Annotated in this window: 17 protein-coding genes and 1 pseudogene; 11 read left to right on the plus strand and 7 right to left on the minus strand. The window is 61.1% G+C overall.

The genetic code is table 11. The features are described from left to right. Positions 1-1,014, minus strand: coding sequence for a 1-aminocyclopropane-1-carboxylate deaminase (locus tag OZ411_RS12310; protein ID WP_282528153.1), 1,014 nt, complete (start codon positions 1,012-1,014; stop codon positions 1-3). A 161-nt stretch (positions 1,015-1,175) separates the two neighbouring features. On the opposite strand from OZ411_RS12310, the gene OZ411_RS12315 reads away from it, so the two are divergent. The 3 genes from OZ411_RS12315 (at position 1,176) to OZ411_RS12325 (ending at position 3,210) form a co-directional block, all read left to right on the plus strand. After that, the gene (locus OZ411_RS12315) at positions 1,176-1,640 is read left to right on the plus strand and encodes an Lrp/AsnC ligand binding domain-containing protein (RefSeq protein ID WP_282528154.1); all 465 of its coding nucleotides are present in this window, start codon (positions 1,176-1,178) and stop codon (positions 1,638-1,640) included. Positions 1,641-1,790: 150 nt separating this feature from the next. Beyond that, entirely contained in the window at positions 1,791-2,507 is a 717-nt protein-coding gene (locus tag OZ411_RS12320) for a metallophosphoesterase family protein (RefSeq protein ID WP_282528155.1), read from the plus strand. A gap of 142 nt (positions 2,508-2,649) precedes the next feature. After that, entirely contained in the window at positions 2,650-3,210 is a 561-nt protein-coding gene (locus OZ411_RS12325; RefSeq protein WP_282528156.1) for a carboxymuconolactone decarboxylase family protein, read from the plus strand. Between the two features lie 14 nt (positions 3,211-3,224). Here OZ411_RS12325 and OZ411_RS12330 read toward each other — a convergent pair whose 3' ends face one another. Further along, positions 3,225-6,389 carry an ABC transporter substrate-binding protein gene (locus OZ411_RS12330; protein WP_282528157.1) on the minus strand — a complete coding sequence of 1,055 codons (3,165 nt, stop codon included), beginning with the start codon at positions 6,387-6,389 and terminating at the stop codon, positions 3,225-3,227. Between the two features lie 394 nt (positions 6,390-6,783). Here OZ411_RS12330 and OZ411_RS12335 point away from each other — a divergent pair. From OZ411_RS12335 to OZ411_RS12345, 3 genes and pseudogenes are all read left to right on the plus strand, one after another. Next, positions 6,784-7,194 (plus strand): annotated as a pseudogene (locus OZ411_RS12335) (DUF899 family protein); the annotation flags it as partial. A gap of 749 nt (positions 7,195-7,943) precedes the next feature. Next, positions 7,944-10,046, plus strand: a complete 2,103-nt coding sequence (locus OZ411_RS12340) for a PQQ-dependent dehydrogenase, methanol/ethanol family (RefSeq protein ID WP_282528206.1) — start codon at positions 7,944-7,946, stop codon at positions 10,044-10,046. A 197-nt stretch (positions 10,047-10,243) separates the two neighbouring features. Then, on the plus strand, positions 10,244-11,038 hold the full coding sequence (locus OZ411_RS12345) for a thioredoxin family protein (RefSeq protein WP_165420995.1): 795 nt from the start codon (positions 10,244-10,246) through the stop codon (positions 11,036-11,038). Positions 11,039-11,054: 16 nt separating this feature from the next. Here OZ411_RS12345 and OZ411_RS12350 read toward each other — a convergent pair whose 3' ends face one another. After that, the gene (locus OZ411_RS12350; RefSeq protein ID WP_130577424.1) at positions 11,055-11,585 is read right to left on the minus strand and encodes a DUF992 domain-containing protein; all 531 of its coding nucleotides are present in this window, start codon (positions 11,583-11,585) and stop codon (positions 11,055-11,057) included. Between the two features lie 213 nt (positions 11,586-11,798). Here OZ411_RS12350 and OZ411_RS12355 point away from each other — a divergent pair, with 213 nt between their 5' ends. Beyond that, a complete protein-coding gene (locus tag OZ411_RS12355) occupies positions 11,799-12,059 on the plus strand; it encodes a hypothetical protein (RefSeq protein ID WP_349017004.1) in 261 nt (86 codons plus the stop codon). Between the two features lie 163 nt (positions 12,060-12,222). Here the strand turns inward: OZ411_RS12355 and OZ411_RS12360 are convergent, their stop codons facing one another. Beyond that, positions 12,223-13,773 (minus strand): serine hydrolase, encoded by a 1,551-nt coding sequence (locus OZ411_RS12360; protein ID WP_282528158.1) that lies wholly within the window; start codon positions 13,771-13,773, stop codon positions 12,223-12,225. A 588-nt stretch (positions 13,774-14,361) separates the two neighbouring features. Between OZ411_RS12360 and OZ411_RS12365 the strand changes: the two genes are divergently transcribed. From OZ411_RS12365 to OZ411_RS12375, 3 genes are all read left to right on the plus strand, one after another. After that, entirely contained in the window at positions 14,362-15,768 is a 1,407-nt protein-coding gene (locus tag OZ411_RS12365) for a selenium-binding protein SBP56-related protein (RefSeq protein WP_282528159.1), read from the plus strand. Between the two features lie 77 nt (positions 15,769-15,845). After that, on the plus strand, positions 15,846-16,439 hold the full coding sequence (locus OZ411_RS12370; RefSeq protein WP_282528207.1) for a hypothetical protein: 594 nt from the start codon (positions 15,846-15,848) through the stop codon (positions 16,437-16,439). A gap of 151 nt (positions 16,440-16,590) precedes the next feature. Then, positions 16,591-17,760 carry a LysM peptidoglycan-binding domain-containing protein gene (locus tag OZ411_RS12375; RefSeq protein ID WP_282528160.1) on the plus strand — a complete coding sequence of 390 codons (1,170 nt, stop codon included), beginning with the start codon at positions 16,591-16,593 and terminating at the stop codon, positions 17,758-17,760. An 80-nt stretch (positions 17,761-17,840) separates the two neighbouring features. Here the strand turns inward: OZ411_RS12375 and OZ411_RS12380 are convergent, their stop codons facing one another. The 3 genes from OZ411_RS12380 to OZ411_RS12390 form a co-directional block, all read right to left on the minus strand. Continuing rightward, on the minus strand, positions 17,841-18,806 hold the full coding sequence (locus OZ411_RS12380) for an alpha/beta hydrolase (RefSeq protein ID WP_282528161.1): 966 nt from the start codon (positions 18,804-18,806) through the stop codon (positions 17,841-17,843). 385 nt (positions 18,807-19,191) lie between these two features. Next, complete coding sequence (locus tag OZ411_RS12385) at positions 19,192-19,584, minus strand: c-type cytochrome (RefSeq protein WP_349017005.1); 393 nt, start codon at positions 19,582-19,584, stop codon at positions 19,192-19,194. 183 nt (positions 19,585-19,767) lie between these two features. Continuing rightward, positions 19,768-19,935 carry a hypothetical protein gene (locus OZ411_RS12390; RefSeq protein WP_165420992.1) on the minus strand — a complete coding sequence of 56 codons (168 nt, stop codon included), beginning with the start codon at positions 19,933-19,935 and terminating at the stop codon, positions 19,768-19,770. A 257-nt stretch (positions 19,936-20,192) separates the two neighbouring features. On the opposite strand from OZ411_RS12390, the gene OZ411_RS12395 reads away from it, so the two are divergent. After that, on the plus strand, positions 20,193-20,879 hold the full coding sequence (locus OZ411_RS12395; protein ID WP_282528162.1) for a cyclase family protein: 687 nt from the start codon (positions 20,193-20,195) through the stop codon (positions 20,877-20,879). The last annotated feature ends 30 nt before the right edge of the window (positions 20,880-20,909 follow it).

Here is a 20,909-nt window from a genome sequence, read left to right on the forward strand (position 1 = left end):
TCACCCATTTCGGAACGTGTACGCATAACCGTTGATCGCCGGCGCGCCGCCGAGATGGGCATAGAGCACACGCGAGCCGGCCGGAAAGAAGCCCTTCTGCACGAGGTCGATCATGCCCTGCATGGATTTGCCCTCGTAGACGGGATCGGTGATCATGCCTTCCAGCCGCGCGCAGAGCCGGATCGCCTCTTTGGTCGCTTCCGACGGCACGCCGTAAGCCGGATAGGCGTAATCTTCGAGCAGCACCACATCGTCTTCGACGATATCGCGGCCGAGCTCGACGAGATCGGCAGTGTTCCGCGCAATCGAAAGCACCTGCGCCTTCGTCTGCGCCGGCGTGAAGGAGGCATCGATGCCGATCACGTTTCGCGCGCGGCCGTCGGCGGCGAAGCCGACCAGCATGCCGGCATGGGTCGAGCCGGTCACGGTGCAGACCACGATATAGTCGAAGCTGAAGCCGAGCTCCTTCTCCTGCGCCCGCACCTCCTCGGCGAAGCCGACATAGCCGAGCCCGCCATATTTGTGCACGGAGGCGCCGGCCGGGATCGCATAGGGCTTGCCGCCCTTGGCCTTCACCTCCTCGATCGCCTGCTCCCAACTCTTGCGGATGCCGATGTCAAAGCCGTCGTCGACCAGGCGCACATCGGCGCCCATCACGCGGCTGAGCAGGATGTTGCCGACGCGGTCATAGACCGCATCCTCGTGCGGCACCCAGCTTTCCTGCACCAGGCGGCACTTCATGCCGATCTTGGCGGCGACGGCCGCAACCATGCGGGTGTGGTTCGACTGCACGCCGCCGATCGACACCAGCGTGTCGGCGTTGGACGCGATCGCATCGGGGATGATGTATTCGAGTTTGCGCAATTTGTTGCCGCCGAAGGCGAGCCCCGAATTGCAGTCCTCGCGCTTGGCAAAGATCTCGACCTTGCCGCCGAGATGTTTCGAAAGCCGCTCCAGCTTCTCGATATGCGTCGGCCCGAAGGTGAGCGGATAGCACGCGAATTTTTCCAGCATCGTGGTCCCCGTTGATGACATGGTCTCGATGCGGATTCCTAGCACCGGCTGGCCGAAAAGTGCTCTCTATTTCGATTGGGCACTTTATGCTCTATTACGCCAAACCTGCGCTAGTACCGCCAGTTCTCTCACGAATATGCGAAATAATGAAAGAATCTTCCATGACTGCCGGGCTCGATCGCATCGACCTCAAGATCCTGCGATTGCTGCAGAAGAACGGCCGGTTGAGCAATGCCGAACTGGCCGAGAAGGCCGGCGTCAGCCCCGCCACCTGTCACCGTCGCACCCAGCGCCTGTTCGAGGAAGGTTTCGTGAGGGAAGTCCGCGCGATCGTCGCCCCGCGCAAGGTGGACAAGGGCGCGCTTGTCATGGTCGGCGTCGTGCTCGATCGCTCCACGCCTGAAAGCTTTGCTTCCTTCGAGCAGGCGATCGCGAAACTCAAATTCGTTCTCGACTGTCACCTCGTCGCCGGCGACTTCGACTACTTCCTGAAAATCCGCGTCGGCGACATGGAAGACTTCAACCGCATCCACGGCGAACAATTGATCGCGCTGCCGGGCGTCCGGCAGACGCGAACATTCTTCGTGATGAAGGAGGTGGTGGACAATGCACCGCTGGAGTTTTGACCGTCTACGACGTCGGGCTTAGCTGCAGAACTTAAGCCATTCGCTCGAGGCCCTAAGAAACTTACACGTTATGGAACATTCCCAAGAAATATTTGCATGGCGAGTGCCGGTCCGTGGTGCCAAGTATTAGACGTTTGATGGAGATTCAGCATGCCTAAGCGTCTCACCTTCGCGATTGGAGACGTCCACGGGTGTTTCGACGAGCTGAGATCGCTGATCCGCTTCTGCAGCAAATGCGCTGAAGATGCCGACCACGACTTTGTGCTGCTGGGCGACTATGTCGACCGAGGTCCGGCGTCGCGGGAGGTGATCGCCTATCTGATGCGCGAGCAGGCCGCCGCGCCGTCCAGATTTCGCTGCCTGCGCGGAAATCACGACGACATGCTTGCGATGGCGGCCAAGCGCGACCGCTCGGACACCGAGCTGATTCAATGGTGGTCGAACGGGGGTGAGGCCACGCTGGCGGCTTACGGCGTCGACGATCCCTGCGATATCCCGCCGGACCATCTCGCCTGGATCAAGGCGCTGCCCCTCTCTTTTCACGACCATGATCGGTTCTTCGTTCATGCCGGCGTGCGCCCGGACGTCCCGCTCGACGCGCAATCCGAGCGCGACATGCTCTGGATCCGGGGACCGTTCCTGTCCTCGGAGGATTGGCACGGCGCGTTCGTGGTCCATGGCCACACGCCGACCGACACCAGCAGGCCGGATCTTCGCAGCAATCGCGTCAATCTCGACACCGGAGCCTGCTTCGGCGGTCCGCTCACTGCGGCAGCTTTCGATCCGCACAACATGCGGCCGCTCTATTTCCTGGCCAGCGACGGCTTGCGGTTCACACTGACGCCGCGTCGCGGCGGTCAGACTTAAGGCAAATCGCCGACAAATTTGGAAGCCGAATCGGCCGCATCTCGCCCGATCGCATGTCACGGCAACTTCACTTGCTTCGTGCCGCCACGCAGGCCACGCTCAAATCTTCTTTTGGATTTTCATCAGAGAGAGGGGCTTTACCGTGCGCCTTCCCATCCTCGATCCGACCGAGCTGACCGACGAGCAGAAGCCGCTCTATGACGACATGCGCAAGGGCATCGAACGCCATTTCAAGGGCTTCGTGAACATGCGCGCCGACGGCGCGCTGCTCGGCCCCTGGAATCCCTGGCTGCGCGAGCCGAGATTCGGCAAACCGGTGTGGGATCTGGTGAAGGCCGTCGCCTCGAACCCGCTGCTGCCGGCACCGGTGCGCGAGGTCGCGATCCTCGTCACCGGATCGCATTTCCGCTCGGGCTATGAGCTCTATGCCCACGTGCTGGTCGCCGAGGCGCGCGGCCTCTCCGACGAGAAGCTCGCCACCATCGTCGCCGGCCAGCGCCCGCTCGACCTGACGCGGCAGGAGGCGGTCGCCTATGACATGGCCTCGGCGCTGGTGAACGGTGGCGTGCTGCCGGAATTGACCTATCGCGCTGCCCTGCAGGAGTTCGGCGAGCACGGTGCAGCCGAGCTGTCCTATCTCGTCGGCATCTACTGCATGGTCTCCGTCACGCTGAACACGTTCGACGTGCCGGTGCCGGACTAGGACGCGCGCCTGGGCTAAGCCGATGCCTTTGCCGAGCACATCGCAAGCAGCGACTTTGCAACTGGATCATCGGGGAAGGCAGTCAAGATATCTTCGTAGCGGCGGGCGGCTTGATCGAATTCACTTCGCTCGAAATGTAACGAGGCTTCCCATGCCAAATCGCACAGTCTGGTTGCATTGTCCCGCGCCTTGAGCTCCGGATCGTCGCTGGCCCTGATGCCCAGAAGCTCATAGATCATGAACTCCCGCTTGCGACCCTTGACCTGAACCTTTCTGATCGGCCTTGCCACGATTTCCGGCCCGACGGCCTCGACCACGCTGTCGCTGATGCAGATCGTGGTCCCGAAATTCTTGTTGATGCCCTCCAGTCGTGCGGCAACGTTCACCCCATCTCCCATGACCGTGTAGCTGAGCCGCTCGCTTGAACCGACATTGCCGACGAGCACCTCAGCGCAATGCAGCCCGACCCGAAGATGCAATGACGGTCGCCCCTGCTTACTCCAGTCCGCATTGAGCTGTTCCATTCGCCTCGTCGCCCGCATCGCGCCGCAGCAGCCACGCAACACATCGTCGTCGCGATGGACCGGAGCGCCCCAGAACGCCATGATGCCGTCACCGATGAACTTATCGACCGTGCCGGACTCCTCCGCTATCGCCTGCGAGACGACTTCAAAATAGTGCGAAAGTTGCGCGAGTAGATCATTCGGCGCCATTTGCTCCGACAGGGTGGAAAAGTCCTTCAAGTCGGTGAAAAGCACCGTCATGAAACGCTGTTCGACACCGAGCGTCAGCGGGGTTCCCGTCTTGATCAGATTCCTGACTATGCCCATCGGCACGAACGAAGAGAAGGAGCGCAGCGACGTCTCGAACAACTTGACGGCGGCTTGGAGTTCCTTGATCTCCTTGATCTTTGATGGCGTCGCGACCCCGTATGAGAACGTCAGGTCCTCGACTGACCGCAAGTCCCGCGACACGCATTCGATCGGCCGTGACAATCTGCGGGAGAAGAAATAGATCAGCAGCAACTCGATGCCGGTGAGAGCAACGATCAGGGCGACCATCTGCTTGTTCGTTCGCTTGAGGGTTCCGATGAAATCATCGGTCGGCGTCAGGGTGATGACCTCCCATGGTTTGCCGAAACTTCCAGGAACGCGGGCAAATGAGGCGCTGATTTCTTCGCCGCCCTGCGGCGAGCGGAAGAGGAAGTCGTCGCGATTGGTATCGCTCTGTAGCCGATGGGCTTCACGTACGTTATCGTCGTCAATCGTATCCAGCCTGGCCATTTCCAGGCGGTCGTTCTCCAGTCTCACGCCTTTCTTCGGGTCGGGATAGGCGATGATCGTGCCCTCGGTCGGATTGGCGATCACAGTGGTGCTGTGGGGGCTGGCGCGGTGGCTGGTGAGAAACTGCGACAGCACGTTGAGCGTGATATTTGCGGAAGCACAGCCGACGAACGCATCGTCCTTGACAACAGGCACTCTCAGAATGATGACCGGAAAGCCGGTGTCTGGATTCGGCCGAGGCCCCTCGATGATCAGTGCGCGGCTATCCTTCGCCGCTTGGTAGCCCGCGAGGGTCCTGATGTCCTCGATTGTCGGAAGGTCATAATTCCCTACGACGTGAGGCCACGTATCGTAGAACGTGCGGTGCCGGACCCGTCGCGGTGAGCCGGAGAAGCTGTCGATATAGGCGGAATGCCAGTTCGCTGTCGCTGGTATCTTGGGATCGGAGCGCCGGCGGTCATCGTCGATCCGGGTCACAACGCGATGATAGCCATCCTCCAAGCTGACATAGACCGCGTCGATCTGCGGCGCCGACGTGAGCGCTTTGAAGAGCAACTCGCGGCTCTCCTCCTTCTTGAAGGCCTCGGGATCCTCCGCGGCGAAGGAGGCGAGCAACTCGAGCGTGGCCGCGACCGGATTGATCAGGCTTCGCGCGTCATCCATGCTAGCCCGCCTGGTCTTGGCCACGACGTCGTTCAGCGTCGCATTGATCGTGGCCGAGTTTTGCCAGTAGTTGTAGGCCAGGATGAATATCAGCGCGGGGATGCTGAGGAGGACGAACAATCCCGACATTGCCGCGCTCAGTCGCAGCGCACCGATTGCGCGCGCAATCCGGCGATAAAGGATCCGGCCCAGCAGGATGGCAATGATCACCGCAAGGAAGGCCCACAGTCTCGGATCTCGCATCTGCGATCGCCATGATTCATCGTCAGACGCATAGATCAGCCCGTCCGCGAGTTTCGCTTCACTCAACATGCCGAGATCGACATAAGCGCGAGCGATGGCGTTCCAACGCGCGGTGCTCTGCTGACCGATCGGCGTGAGATGCGGCTCGATCAAGAGCTCGGTCCGTGCTGCCTCGAACAGGAGCGCCTTCTGAGTTTTTTGCGCGAAGTACTTGCGGCGTATCAGGTCAGCGATCTCCTCCTTGTGGGCGAGCGCGTAGGCCCACCCCCTCAGGCTTGCCTCGCGAAACGCTGCCACGCGCTCCGGATGCGCTGCAATCTGGCGCTTTGAGGTGCAGAGGTTGTCACCGTAAAAGTCGAACCCGTAGGCGCGCGGCGAGAAGGCCATATAAGGCGTGCCGTACTCTTCGAACAGGTACGGCTCATTGGTGCTGTAGGCAACCATCGCATCGGCCCTGCCGCTGAGCAGATCACGCGGATTCCCGGAGTGGGTGATGCGGGGAAGGTCCGCATAGCTGACCCCCTCGTGCTTCAGCATCGCCGCGATATCATCGCTGCCGGGGGCATCCATCAAAGCGTGGCCCTTCAACTCGGACACTGCATGGATGCCGGCGCGGTGCAGCACCAGGATGATCGCCGCGGAGTGCTGAAAGATCACGGCGAGGACGACATTGTTGGCGCGTTCGGCGCTATTGACGAGCACGCTGGTCGTGCACACGCCAAAGTCGGCAGCGCCTTTGGCCACTTCGAGGCCCGCATCGATGCCAGGACCGCCCTCGCGAACCGAGACATCGAGGCCATTGTCGCGATAGAATCCCTGCTCGACCGCGGCGTAATACCCGGCGAACTGGAACTGATGTTTCCACTTCAGTTGCAGCGACACCTGTTCGAGCGCGAGGGCCGGCGTGACCCGACCGAAGACAAGTCCTGCCATGAGGCACAGCGCGAACAACACGTCGCGCCCATGACGCAACATTTGCGGTGCGGACATGTCGAGCCCTGCGCTCATATGTCAGCCTCGCAGGCAATGCCTGCCCTTCAGTCGCGAATTTGCCTCATATAGGCAAGTCTTGAGACAGCAAAGTCTGCATCAAGCCATGCGGCACATCAAGCAAAGCGAGCTGGTGAGGCCGACCCAACACCTTATGGCAGCGCACCAATAATGCGTCAGTGATACTTCTGCTTCTGGGCCCTAAGCCACATTCGAATTGACGCCAGAAATGCCTGCCTCGCGCATGGCGGCTGCAATCAGCGACTCGAACCGAGTAGCGCCACACTTGTAACTCTCACCGTTCGATTTCCGCTGCCAAGCCTGCGGCGAATGGAAACGCGCCTCGCGCCACGAGGCGCCCGAATTCGCCCAAATCCAGGAGGTTTCAGGAGCCATGAACACATCGACAGAAAGCGGACGGAAAGGCGGCCAGTCGGCCATGCACATACCACCGGTCGTGTTGCCGCACGAGTGGGAAGCGGCGCGCAAGCAGTTGCTTGTAAAGGAGAAGGCGCAGACGCGCGCCCGTGACGCGCTCGCCGCCGAGCGCCGGCGCATGCCGTGGATGGCCGTGGAAAAGGCGTATGCGTTCGAGGGGCCCGCGGGCAAGGCCACTCTGCTCGACCTGTTCGGCGGCCGGCGTCAGCGCATCGTCTATCGCGCCTTCTTCGAGCAGGGCGTGCTCGGCTGGCCCGACCACGCCTGCCGGGGCTGCTCCATGGTGGCCGACCAGGTTGCCCACCTCGCCCATCTGAACGCCCGTGATACCACTCTCGTCTTTGTCTCACGCGCGCCGCAGGCAAACACCGCGACCGCGGGCCCGTCTTCAACATAGCCGTTCGACAGATAAAATCGGCGGGCGGTCTCGGTGCTGACAACTTGCACCGATCGTTGCCTCGTTCAGCGGCTCGCGCCTCCAGTGCGCGCAACAGGGCGCGGCTAACTCCCCGAAACCGTGCATCAGGCGATACATAGTTAAGGCCGATCCTTCCCACATCGGTTACTGAACCGACCGCGAGAATGTCGCCATGTTCGATGGCCACCAGCACTGAATTGTCGGGTTGCTTGACCCAAGCGCGGAAGTTCTCATGGGTCTTGTTGCCCAACCATCGCGCCAGGATAGAGGGATCGTTTCGATGGTCAGCTTCGCAAAGCTCCGCGATCGACCACTTCAACACGATACAGCCGGCAATCGCGTCCTCTGGCAAGGCGTCTCGTATTTGCATTCGGCAACTTTGGCATTGAGCCAACACCCCGGCAATAGGTTGCCACTGGCCCGCTTCGGACCGCGCGGTCCAAGTCACCTTCCGCCATGTGTTGGCCGCTCGCCTACAACTGCAACCTTTTTTTGGGAGACTGAAATCGTGCAGTAGCGGGAGACAGTTTGAATGCGCCCTATCGACCAACGCAAGCCGTGGGCGCGGGCATCGCTTCTCGGTGAGCGCGCAAGCACTCGTAAGCCAGGGACCACACGTGGCGCTATCAAACGTAGAGAGTGAATCGCTGGAGACGACGCCGGGATATCGGTTCAAGATCCAGAGCTCCTCCAGTAACATAAAAGTTGTTCTTGCAGCTCTCCTTGGTCTTTCCCTCCCTTTCAACGCGTCGGCGCAGAGCGTCACCAACGCGACGCTCGACCGCATCAAGGCGAGTACCTCGGCGGTCGACAGCAACTTTATCAAGGCAAACGCGACAATATCCAAGGATTGGCCAACCATCGGCCTGGACTACGCGGAAACGCGGTTCAGCAAGCTCGATCAGATCAACACCGACAACGTGAAGAACCTTGGCTTGGTCTGGAGCTACAATCTCGAATCGTCGCGGGGCATCGAAGCAACGCCCGTCGTCGTCGACGGCATCATGTATCAGTCAGCGTCTTGGAGCGTGGTCCATGCCATTGACGCGCGGACCGGGAAAAAACTCTGGTCGTTCGATCCAGGTGTCGACCGGTCAAAGGGCTATAGGGGCTGCTGCGACGTGGTCAACCGTGGCGTCGCCATTTACAAGGGCAAGGTATTCGTGGGGGCCTATGACGGGCGCCTGATCGCGCTCGATGCCGCGACCGGCGCGAAGGTCTGGGAAAAGGACACGCTGATCGACCACGAGCACTCCTACACCATCACGGGCGCTCCACGCGCGTTCAACGGCAAAGTCGTGATCGGCCAAAGCGGCGCCGAGTACGGTGCGCGCGGCTATGTCACGGCGTACGACACCGAGACGGGTAATCAACTCTGGCGCTGGTTCACTGTGCCCGGGGATCCATCGAAGCCGTTTGAGGACGCTTCGATGGAAGCCGCGGCCAAGACGTGGGACCCGGCAGGCAAATACTGGCTCAATGGTGGCGGCGGCACTCCGTGGGACACGATCACGTTCGATCCCGACCTGAACATGGTCTATGTCGGCACTGGAAACGGCGGTCCCTGGAATCGCAAAATCCGTAGTCCGTCGGGCGGCGACAATCTCTACCTCGCCTCGCTTGTCGCGCTCAACGCCGACACAGGCCAATATATCTGGCATTACCAGGAGACGCCCGGCGACAATTGGGACTACACGTCAACCCAGCCGATGATCCTCGCTGACATTGTGATCGACGGCGTACTGCGTAAGGTGATCTTGCACGCGCCGAAGAATGGTTTCTTCTTCGTCGTCGATCGTACCAACGGCAAGTTTATCTCGGCGAAGAACTTCGTCGATGTGAATTGGGCAACGGGATACGACGCCAACGGGCGGCCCATCGAGCTACCGGCTGCGCGCGGTGACGATCCATACGACTCCATTCCCGGGCCAGACGGAGCTCACAATTGGCACCCAATGTCGTTCAATCCCCAGACCGGCCTCGTCTACATTCCAGCGCAGCACCTACCGCTTAGTCTGACGCCGGAAAAGTCGTTTACGCAGAATGCAGCTACGCCGGGAAAGCTTGGCTCCATATTGGGTGGGAATGTCGGCGTCGTTTTCAACAGCACGCCTCCGAAGTCGTCTGCATTTGGACGACTGCTCGCTTGGGATCCGGTGCATCAAAGGGAAGTCTGGCGAGTCGAGCACGTGTCGCCGTGGAACGGCGGTACGCTGACCACCGCGGGCAACCTGGTTTTCCAGGGGACAGCGGATGGCCGCTTCGTCGCCTATGACGCAGCAACGGGAACCAAGCTGTGGGAAACTCCGACCGGCACCGGCGTGGTCGCGGCTGCCGCAACTTACATGATCGATAACACACAGTATGTTTCGATTGCGGTCGGCTGGGGCGGCGTTTTCGGCATTGCTCACCGAGTGACCGAGTACCAGAACCCGGGAACGGTCTATACATTTGCGCTGGGCGGCAAGGCGAAGCTGCCGGAGTTCGTGAAGTATCAGACCGAGGGTCTCCTGCAGGGAGTGAAGTACGATCCGAAGGATGTCAAGGAAGGCGGTGACATCTATGTCGCGGCCTGTGCAGGCTGCCATGGTGTGCCTGGTGTCGACCGCGGCGGCAACATAAGAAATCTCGGCTACGTTCGCGCCGAAGAGATCGCCAATCTGAAGGACATCGTCTTCCACGGCCCGTTCCGCGACAAAGGCATGCCTGATTTCACCGGCAAGCTGACGGAAGCGGACGTTGTGAAAATCCAGGCCTTCATACAGGGTACTGCGGACACCGTCAGGCCGAAGCGCAATTAACTGAGCTGAATAACGCTCAAGCCATGGTGCGTCCGCTGTCAGCTCGAACCAAATAGCGCCACACTTGTTACTCCCACCGTTCGATCTCCGGTGCCAAGCTGGCTCATGACCAACGACGAGCCATGAGCGGCGAATGGAAACGCGCCTCGCGCCACGAGGCGCGCGAATTCGGCCAAATCCAGGAGGTTTCAAGAGCCATGAACACATCGACAGAGTACGGACGGAAAGGCGGCCAGCCCGCCATGCACGCACCACCGGTCGTATCGCCGCAGGAGTGGGAAGCGGCCCGCCAGCAGTTGCTCGCGAAGGAGAAAGCACAGACCCGCGCCCGTGACGCGCTCGCCGCCGAGCGCCGGCGCATGCCGTGGATGGCCGTGGAAAAGGCGTATGCGTTCCAGGGGCCCGCGGGCAAGGCCAGCCTGCTCGACCTGTTCGACGGCCGGCGTCAGCTCATCGTCTATCGCGCCTTCTTCGAGCCAGGCGTGTTCGGCTGGCCCGACCACGCCTGCCGGGGCTGCTCCATGGTGGCCGACCAGGTCGCCCACCTCGCCCACCTGAACGCCCGTGACACCACCCTCGTCTTTGTCTCACGCGCGCCGCAGGCGGACATCACGCGGCTGAAGGCGCGGATGGGATGGCAGATGCCATGGTTCACCATCACGGACAGCTTCGACGCCGACTTCGGCGTGAACGAGTGGCACGGCACCAACGTGTTCTACCGCGACGATGACCGCGTGTTCCGCACCTACTTCATCAACAACCGCGGCGACGAGCAGATGGGAGGCACCTGGAACTACCTCGACATCACGCCGCTGGGCCGGCAGGAGGTCTGGGAGGACTCGCCCGAAGGCTATCCCCAGACCCCCACCTACAAGTGGTGGAACTGGCACGACAACTACGTCGCCGACGCCGCGCCCGACAAGAAGTGGGTCGAAGTGTCCGATGCCGGAGAGAAGGCATTCCGGAACACGGACGCCGGCACTAAGCCATGAGCCGGGCCTATACCAGTCACTGAGCCCTGCGCCGGGCGGGCGGCGCAGCGGCCGGCCGCAGCTCCATATTGGAGACGCCCGCGGCAATGTTCAGGCCGGTCTGCGCCTGCACGGACACCGGCTGCAAGGTGACCGTGCGGTCCGAGCCTCCGACCAGGACGTTGGCGCCCACGCCGGCGCCAACTGTGCCGCCGGCGGTCGCACCCACATAGGTTCCCGCCAACGCGCCGCGGCGCAGTGTTGTCGGCGCAAAAACCGCCCATGTCAGTTGGCCGCCGGACGTGGCGCCAATGTCGATTCCGAGCGTGCTGACGGTGCCATCATAAGGCTCGCGTGCCCTGCCCTTCGCCGACGTAAGGATGCAGCTCAGTTGCCGCTGTCCCCCGACGATCATTCCAACCCCGGGTGATATGCTGCAGGTGAGCGTGCCGACCTTCGTTCGCCCGGCCTCCTGTGCCGTGCCCGGGACGATGCCGAGCGCGAGCGCCAGGACGCATGCGGTTGCGAAATCATTCAGCGTTGTTCTGTTCAGCGTTGCTTTGTTCATAGGCGGCCTTCCATTGACGCATTCCGATGGCCCCTCAACGCGGCCAATATCGCGATGTTCCCGCTCCTCGCAAAGTCGAGATGTAAGCGCGTTCGGAAATCGCTGCGTGAGACATCGGAGCCGTGATTGACTTCATTTGCTTGCCCGCGACTGCAAGCTCACGATGAACAGGTGTTCATGAGCGTGACCAAATGGTCACGGAAGTTTCGTTGAATGGCCTTGCCGATCGCCTACGTTTCTTTCGAAACGGGAGGACTTTCCATGAAGCAGTCGCAGCATCTCTTGGATAACGCGGTGATCTGTTCAAAGCTTGCAAAGCGCACAACTGACAAACAGACGAAAACTTACTTCAAGCGCTTGGAAGATTCCTGGAGGGCCCTGGCGCGCGAGCAAGACTGGCTCGATGGAGAAATCACTCCGGTCGAAATATCCAGGCTTGGCCGCCGGACCGGCGTCGCGCAGTCCCTGTCGTGACGCTGAACGGACCGAATCGGCTCCTTGGTCGGCGAGATAGTCATGACCGTCTCGTCGACCAAACCGACGCGAATACCCACTTCCGATATTCGACGGACACATCGCGCGGCTTGGGGCGCTCCATCTGTTGCAGGATCGGGCCCGCCCTCGCAGCGGGCTGCATTTACTCGGTGCTCTCGCCTTGCAGCTCCGCCTTGAAGCCGTCGGTGTTTTCGAAATTCACCTTCACTTTGTCGCCGTCGAAGGTCAGCGCCCAGATCTGGATTTCGCCATGGCCCAGGATCCGGCGCTCCATCACAAACGTATCTTCGCTGGTCCAGCGTCCTCTTGCGGCATTGATCCCATACTGCGCCGGAGGGCTCTTGCGATAGAATCCATCTAGGCCGACCAATCCTGTAAACCGGCCGTTTCCCTTGTCGGTATAGGTCGTGATGACCCATGAGGAATCCGACTCGTAGAAATTCAGCGTGAAGCTTTTCAACCGCAGCCTGTTGTCGAAGAAATGATAGACCTTTCCCGAAACCGCCTTGGCCAGCTCTGGCGTGCCGCCGATGGCGCATGGTTTTTCCGTCGCGGCTCGACGTATCGCTTCAGTCAACAACGCCTTGGCGATGGGATCCTCGGGCAGCGGCTTATCGGATTTGACCGCGTTTGAAATGTCGTCGATAAGCCCGGAGGCCGAATAGAATTCGGTGTCCCGCAGGGCTCCGGTCATAACGACGATAACATCGAGCCTCGGTATGATGAGGATCAATTGCGAATGCCGGCCGCGCGCCATGTAGGCGCCCTTTTCGGGATACGACCACCACAGGTTTCCGTAGCGGAATCCAAACGTCGCGGCCACGGGCCCGGACTTCGCCCTCTCGACCCATGAAGCCGGGATAAGCTGTTTTCCTTCCCACTGCCCGTTGTGAAGATACAGGTATCCGATCCTGGCCATATCGTGAGGCGCGAGATACAGGCCCGCTTCGCCGTCCGACACACCCTGCGCATCCACATTTCCCCATCGGGCGCTGTGGATGCCAAGCGGTTCGAACAGCTCCTTCTTTGCAAAATCAAGGGCGCTCTGCCCGGACTTCCTGTTGATGAGCGCGGACAGCAGATACGGGTTGCCACCATTGTAGTTGAAACTGGCGCCGGGCGCGCCAGCCATCGGCTGGTTCAGCACGAAGGCTGTCCGATCGGGGCTTTCGTACATCTTCATGATTGTCTCGCCGGGGCGATAGGCCTTCTCCAGCCATTCGATGCCCGATGTCATGTCGAGAAGGCTTTGCACCGTCATCGCCTTTTTCCGGTCATCGACGTCCTGGATTTGCTTGTCTGAAAACAGATCGATGACCGGGTGATCAACGCTATCAAGGTCGCCCTTTTGCAGCTCGATAGCGGTCAGCGTGCCGACGACGCTCTTGGTCACTGATCTCAAATCGTGGCTGACCCCGGCGATGTACGGAGCGTAGTAGACATCAGCTACGATCTTTCCGTGGCGAATGATCGTCAGGCTGTCCTGCTGATAAGTGCCGACGTGCTCTATCAGCCGGACAAGACTTGCTGAGTCCATCCCCTGTTCTTCGGGGCTCGACGTCTGCCAGGATTTTGTCGGCCAGAGGACTTCCCGGGGACCTTCATCGTCAGTTGCCGCAGCGGGCCGGTTGAATGCGCCAAAGGACTGCAAGCTCGCGACTAACGCGACAAGCGTCAGCATTTTGAAACGCATTGGACCCTCCCGGTTCAGGCCTGTCGCCGAACTCTGCTTTTATCAATCATAGATTGAAATCCGGGTGAGATCGAGCCCGAATGAACGCAGGCTTGGCTCTTAGATCATGATCCGATTGGACGGAATCGGATCATGATCTCATCTCTTTGTTTGAGCATGATCTTTTCGGAAAACCGGTTTCCACTTTTCCGGATCATGCTCTAGCAACCTTCGAATTGACGACGGAAATGGCTTAGGGATTATCGAGTTCGAGCCTCGTAGCCCGGGTGGCGCGCCAGCGTAACCCGGGTGTTTGCATCAGCGTGTGCAAGGGGCCCCGGGTTACGCGGAGCCTGTCATCGGGCGCGCATTCGCGCGACCCGTTGGCTTCACCCGGGCTACGATACCGCGCGTCTCCGCTCACGGCGGAATCTCGCGAGAGTGCAAGCAAGCATATTCCGCCCAGGCGCGCGATGCCGTAAGCTGGCTTTGCCAACCCTCGCCGGCGGAGTCCTGATCGCAAGTCCCAAAGCAAGCCGTTAAGCAAGCCATTCCCTGGCTCCGAGCGTCCGAGCCGTTGGCGCAAGCCGACATAACCCGGAGGAAGTCATGACGATGAGACCGGACCCCACGTTCCATGCGTCGCCAAAGCTTGCCATGGAAGCGCCGCCGGAGGATTTTGCTTACACGCTGTTGCTTAGTCCCGATTTCTCGAAGCCCGACGCGCTCGCGGTGATCGACGTCAAGCCGGGCTCAAAGACCTACAGCCAGATCGTCCATACCGTGACGATGCCGAACAAGGGCGATGAATTCCATCATTTCGGCTGGAACGCCTGCTCCTCCGCGCTGTCGCCGCTCACGGGACACGCCTTCGTCGAACGCCGCTATCTCATCATCCCCGGACTGCGATCTTCGCGCATCTATATCGTCGATACCAAGCCCGATCCGACGAAGGCGAAGCTGCACAAGATCATCGAGCCCGAGGAAGTGTTCGACAAGACCGGCTATTCGCGGCCGCACACGATCCATTGCGGGCCGGACGGCATTTATGTCTCGACGCTCGGCGGCAGCGGCAAGGATGGCACCAAGGGGCCTCCCGGCATCTTCATCATGGATTGCGAGAGCTTCGACGTGCTCGGGCGCTGGGAGATCGATCGCGGCCCGCAAACGCTGCATTATGACTTCTGGTGGAATCTGCCGCGCGACTACATGGTGAGCAGCGAGTGGGGGCTGCCGCCACAATTCGAGAACGGCATCGTCCCGGAAGATCTGCTGTCGAACAAGTACGGCCACAGGCTGCATTTCTGGGACCTTCGCGCCCGCCGCAACGTGCAGACCATCGATCTCGGCGCCAACCACCAGATGGCGCTCGAGGTACGTCCTGCGCATGATCCGGTCAGGGAGTATGGCTTCGCCGGCGTCGTCGTCGACACCACCAATCTCGAAGGCTCGATCTGGACCTGGTGGCGCGAGGGCGGCAAGTTCCACATCGAGAAGACGGCGACGATCCCGGCCGAGCCCGCGGCGAAGGAAAAACTGCCGCCGCCGTTGCAGGGCTTTGGCGCGGTGCCGCCGCTGGTGACCGATATCGATCTGTCGATGGACGATCGCTTTCTCTACGTCGCCTGCTGGGGCACCGGCGAGATGCGCCAATACGACGTCAGCGATCCCAGGAAGCCGAAGCTTGCCGGCTCCGTGCATGTCGGCGGCATCGCGCGCCGCACGCCTCATCCCAACGGAAAAGCCTTCGCCGGCGGTCCGCAGATGGTCGAGATCAGCCGCGACGGCAAGCGGGTGTACTGGACCAACTCGCTCTACTCAAGCTGGGATGACCAGTTCTATCCTGATGGCGTGCCAGGCGCCAAGGTGATGGCCAATGTCGGGCCGCAGGGCGGACTGGAGCTCGCCCGCGACTACTTCGTGAGCTTCCCCGATGGCTACCGGGCGCATCAGATCCGCCTTGAAGGCGGCGACTGCTCGACGGACTCCTTCTGCTATCCGTCGGTCTGGAATTGAACGAAGCAGGTTCGCCCATCCTCTGGCTCTGGCTTGGCATCGTCGCGAGCGGCCTCTATCACGGGATCAATCCCGGCATGGGCTGGCCGCTCGCGGTCGCCGCGGGCCTGATGGAGAAATCCCCGCGCGCACTCGTCAGTGCGCTGTTGCCGCTGTCGGTCGGTCACCTCTTGGCGATGCTGCTGGTGCTGCTGCCGTTCGCGCTCCTGATCGCGCTGGTGGAGTGGCAGCGCCCGATCCAGGCCGGCGCCAGCCTGCTCGTCATCGCCTTCGGCGTCGCGCGACTGCTCAGGCCTCGCCATCCCCGCGCGCTAGCACGGATACCGCCGACACAACTTGGCCTGTGGTCGTTCGCGGTCGCGATCGCCCATGGCGCCGGGCTGATGATCGTGCCGCTCTATCTCGGGCTTTGCCTGCCCTCCGGCATCCATGATGGCCATGAGGCGGCGGCAGGCGTCGTCAACCAGAACCTCGCGATGGCGCTGCTGGTCGCCCTGGTCCACACCGCAGCCATGATCACCGCCGGCGGATGCCTGGCGTGGCTGGTGTATCGTTATCTCGGCGTGAGGTACGTGGCGAAGAGCTGGTTCAATCTGGAGACGGTCTGGGCGGTGAGCCTAGTCCTGGTTGGGGCCATTGCACTCGCGATCAATCTGGCGGATTGGCACTGAGGAAGCGCCGATTAGGTCAGCCCGGCTGACCAATCCGCAACGCTACTTAGCGCTAGTTGAAGGCTACTTGATGGACCGAACAGATGGGAGCACTGTTCCCGCCATGCTGCGCCTCGCGCCATCAAGCGATTCGGCCAAACGGATGAACATCATGAGCGCCACGTCGATAAGCCGAATGGTCGTGCCGATGCTGGCATTTGCCATTGCCGGCGTCGTCGCGCTGTTCTTCCTCATTCCTCCCGCGCGGCAAACGCCACCGGTCGACACCAGCTCTGCCACGACTTCTGCGCCTGCAGCGCAGGATTCGGCATCGGGCAAGCGCGATCAGGCACCATCGGCTCTGTCGGCCCTGCAATCGGAGGCTGCGAACCTCGCAACGGCGCTTACCGGCCTGCCTCCCGCACCGGGTAGCAGCGAGGGCTCGCCGGAGTTCGACGTCGTCCGCATCGAACCAACAGGCGAAGCCGTGATCGCGGGCCGCGCGACGCCGGGTGCGACGGTGGAGTTGCTCCGCAACGGCGAACTGCACGATCGCATCGTCGCCGATCAATCGGGACAATTCGCAATGATCCCGCGCCCGCTGCCGCCGGGGAATTACGATCTAACCCTGCGCGTCAAGCAGCCCGACGGCAAGGAGACCGCGTCCAAGCAGAGCGTCGCGGTGGCGCTCGAGCCCGCCGGGAAGGAGCAGCCGATCGTGGCGCTGATAGCGCCGGATAAACCTGTGAAGGTCCTCTCGCAGGATCCCGCCCCGACGCCGGGAGCGGAGCGCGCGATCGTCGTGGAAGCGGTCGAGACCGAGCCGGGCGGAAAGCTCCGTGTCAGCGGTCGCACACACCCCGGCGCCGCGGTGAGGCTCTATCTCAACGACAGCTTTGTCACCGCCGTGACGTCGGACGATAACGGACGTCTTTCGGTCGCGATCAATGCGGGCGTAACAGCGGGCAATTACCGGATCAGGCTGGACGAGGTGGAGGCTGCTTCCGGCGCCGTCCGCGCGCGTGCCGAGGTGCCGTTCAACGTTCCGGGCACGCTGACGACCGCCTCCTTGCCGGCGCAGGCCAAGCCCTCGGAAGCCGCCGCGACCAAGCTGGCCGCTGCCCAGACGACCGCTCCGTCCGACAAGGGCTCGCCCTCCGCCGTGGTGGTGCCGAAGATCACGACCGCCACCGTCTCCCGCGGTGACAGCCTCTGGCGCATCAGCCAGCGCGCGTTCGGCGCAGGGCAGCGCTATGCCGTCATCTACCGGGCGAACAAGGAGCAGATCCGCAATCCCAACCGGATCTATCCCGGCCAGATCTTCGTCGTGCCGACGCACTGAAACCGATCGAGCATGATCTCCGCGCAAACGCTTCGCGTTTGTCGCGAGGGAAACCGGCTTCCACTTTTCCGGATCATGCTCTAGCGATGAAAAGCGGACCGAAGGCCGTCGGACACGCGCTGAACTAGCACCGTCCCCGCATCGAGCACGCCTGCGACCAACAGCAGCCCGTGAATCATCCCTGGCCAGCAATAGTGGTCGATCGGAACCCCGGCGTCGCGGAGCCTGGCGGCGTACGCGTTTCCCTCGTCACGCAACGGATCGAATTCGGCAGTGATGATCAATGCCGGCGCCAATCCCGCGAGATCAGTCGCGTAGGCAGGTGAAACTTGCGGATCGGTGCGATCGATGCCTGGCGGGAGATAGGCATCATACCAATCGAGCATATCGTCTCGCCGCAATCCGTACGTGCCGGTCCCAAGTTCTTGCCAGGATTTGCTCGATACCGTCGTATCCAGGTTGGGATAGAGCAGAACCTGCATGCTCAAGGGCAACCCTTCGGTTCTTGCCTTCTGTGCGACCCATGCCGCGAGCAATCCACCCGCACTGTCGCCTCCCACTGCGATGCGTCGCGGATCGACATTGATTTCAGTTGTACGGCTCAACCACTGTAGCGCAGCCCAGACATCCTCATTCGCCGCCGGGTAGGGATGCTCCGGAGCTAACCGGTAGGCCACCGACACGACCAGGCAAGCGGCGCGGTTTGCCAGCGCAGCAAGAGCGGTATCGTAGTTGTCCAGACTTCCAGCGACAAAGCCGCCGCCGTGACAGTACAGCAGCGCTGGCGCAGGAAGCGCGAGTTCTCGCTGGGGTATATAGACACGTGTCATCAGCTTACCGGGAGCACCGGGAATGAAAGCTTCCCTCATCCCGATTGGCTCGGGCGGGAACCCGAGTTGAGCGATGCTGGTCATTCTCGCGCGTACAGCGGCGATCTTTTCGCCAGCGGAAAGGGTCGTCCCCAATGTTAGCGTCCCAGCGGCGTGCAATTTCGCCAGAAGCTCCGCGACTTGTGGATCGAGAGTGGCATGCGTATTACCGTTCACTCGCGCTTCCTTCATATGGTGGTGAATGCTCCGCGCGGTACGCCACGCAGTGAGGCGACGATAATCCAAGGCTCAAAGGATTGTGCGCGAAAAAGCGTTACCGCCGTAGCGTGTTCCGGATCATGATCCGATCAATCGGATCATGATTTCATCGCTTTGCCCGCGCATGATCTCCGCGCTAACGCTCCGGACTTCTCGCTAGAGCATGATCCGGAACAGTGGAGACCGGTTTTCCCTCGCGACAAACGCGAAGCGTTTGCGCGGAGATCATGCTCAAACAAAGAGCTAGAGCGGGATGACGCTTCGAAGAAAAGTCATCACCTCTAGGCGAAACCGGTTTCCACTTTTCCGGAGCATGCTTGTCGTGCCGGGAAAGTGGCGCGGCTCATTGGCTCGATGACTTCAGGAAGGCAATTATCTTCGCCTTGTCCTCGGCAGAACGGACTCCAGTATAGGGCGTCATGCCGTTGCCCGGCACCAGGGCATCCGGATTTTCGATGAAGCGTCCGAGCTTGTCTTCGTCCCACACGAAATCAGCAGATTGCATCGCCTCGGAGTAGCGATAATTCGGCAATGAGCCAGCCTTCCGGCCGACGATGTTGTGCAGATGCGGACCGACGCGATTGTCACCCTCTTTCGTGGTGTGGCAGGTTCGGCAGGAATTGTTGAACAATTGCTGTCCCGATACGTCCGCGCGCTGCGCCATCGGTTGCCCGGAAGCAAATGACGCGAGCAGGAACGTCGTCCCGCCGAGAGCCTTGATGAACTGCCGCTTCATTCGCTTGACCTCGCGGTGAGACAATGGCGCCACCATCACCGGGATGGTCTGCCGTCAACGCCCGAACGCTTCGATAGGTCCGCGCCGCCATTGATCGCGCAGGCCGAGTCGGCGCAACGTGAGGGATGGCTTTTCTCACTGCAAGGGCTGGCGCTGACAATACGAGAGGGACGTCCGTGCGCTCTACGCCTTGATATCGACGGCAACAGCGTCGCGTTCGACCTTGTTCTTGGCCGCGAAAACGTCAAGGACGGCTTCGTTGATGATACGAGGAGGGGCCTTTTCCATCTGATGGGCGAGAAGCTGAACCCTCGCCTTCGTCACTTCGACAGGTACCGGGTAGATGAGCATGCTGCACCTCCACCGCAAAAGCTGCGCTTGCAGGTGTTTACGGATTGTAAATGGATGAGGTTAACGCGTCGCAGGCTCGCCGATTCGTTCGCATTGTAATGACGCGTTGAGGGGAGCCTTCACCAAACGTAGGATGGCGGGACCAGGCACGCCGCCGAATGCGCATCGAGGACGTCCGACGCCAAAGGACAAGCTCATTCAGCCGGCCATGCACACATGCCGTTCGTCCGCAGTTCCCACCTAGGAAGGTGCACCTCATGAAGATCGTCGACCTCAGCCGCGAGCTCTATCATCGTACGCCGAGCTATCCTGGCCATCCGCCGATCATACACGGCATGTGGAAGAACCATGAAGAAGCCTTGGCAGAGTCCGGAAATGTGTACGGACTGTCGTCGATGTTCATCTCGATGGCCGATCATGGCGGAACCCATATTGATGCACCGCGGCATTTCGGGCCACGGGGCATATCGATCGACCAATACCCGCTGGAAAAATGCATCGTGCCGGGCATCTGCCTCGACCTGCGGCACATCGCGCCGCGCGCCGAAATCTCGCCCGCTGATCTTCAAACCGCCGTAAAGCAGTCTGGCGTCGGCGTGCCGAAAGGCGGCACGGTGCTGCTATGTACGGGTCATCACGAACGTACCTTTCCGCGCAGGGCCTATTCGACCGACAATCCCGGCGTGAACGTCGCCGCCACGGAGTGGCTCGCCAGCCAAGGCATCGTGCATTTCGGCATCGATTCGATGCGGCCAGGACCTGACAGCGACGTCAATCTGCTGGTGCACAAGGCGTGTCTCGATCTGGACATCACCCACATCGAAAGCCTCTGCAATCTCGAAGCCCTGCTTGGCAAGGGACAATTCACCTTCATCGGCCTGCCGATGAAGTGGCGCGAAGGCACGGCCTCGCCGATCCGCGCGGTCGCGGTGTTCGACATGTAGGGCGTTGAAGAAAAGTCATCCCGCTTTAGG

Origin of the sequence: Bradyrhizobium sp. Arg237L, from assembly GCF_029990105.1 — a bacterium.
In the GTDB taxonomy this organism is placed as follows: domain Bacteria; phylum Pseudomonadota; class Alphaproteobacteria; order Rhizobiales; family Xanthobacteraceae; genus Bradyrhizobium.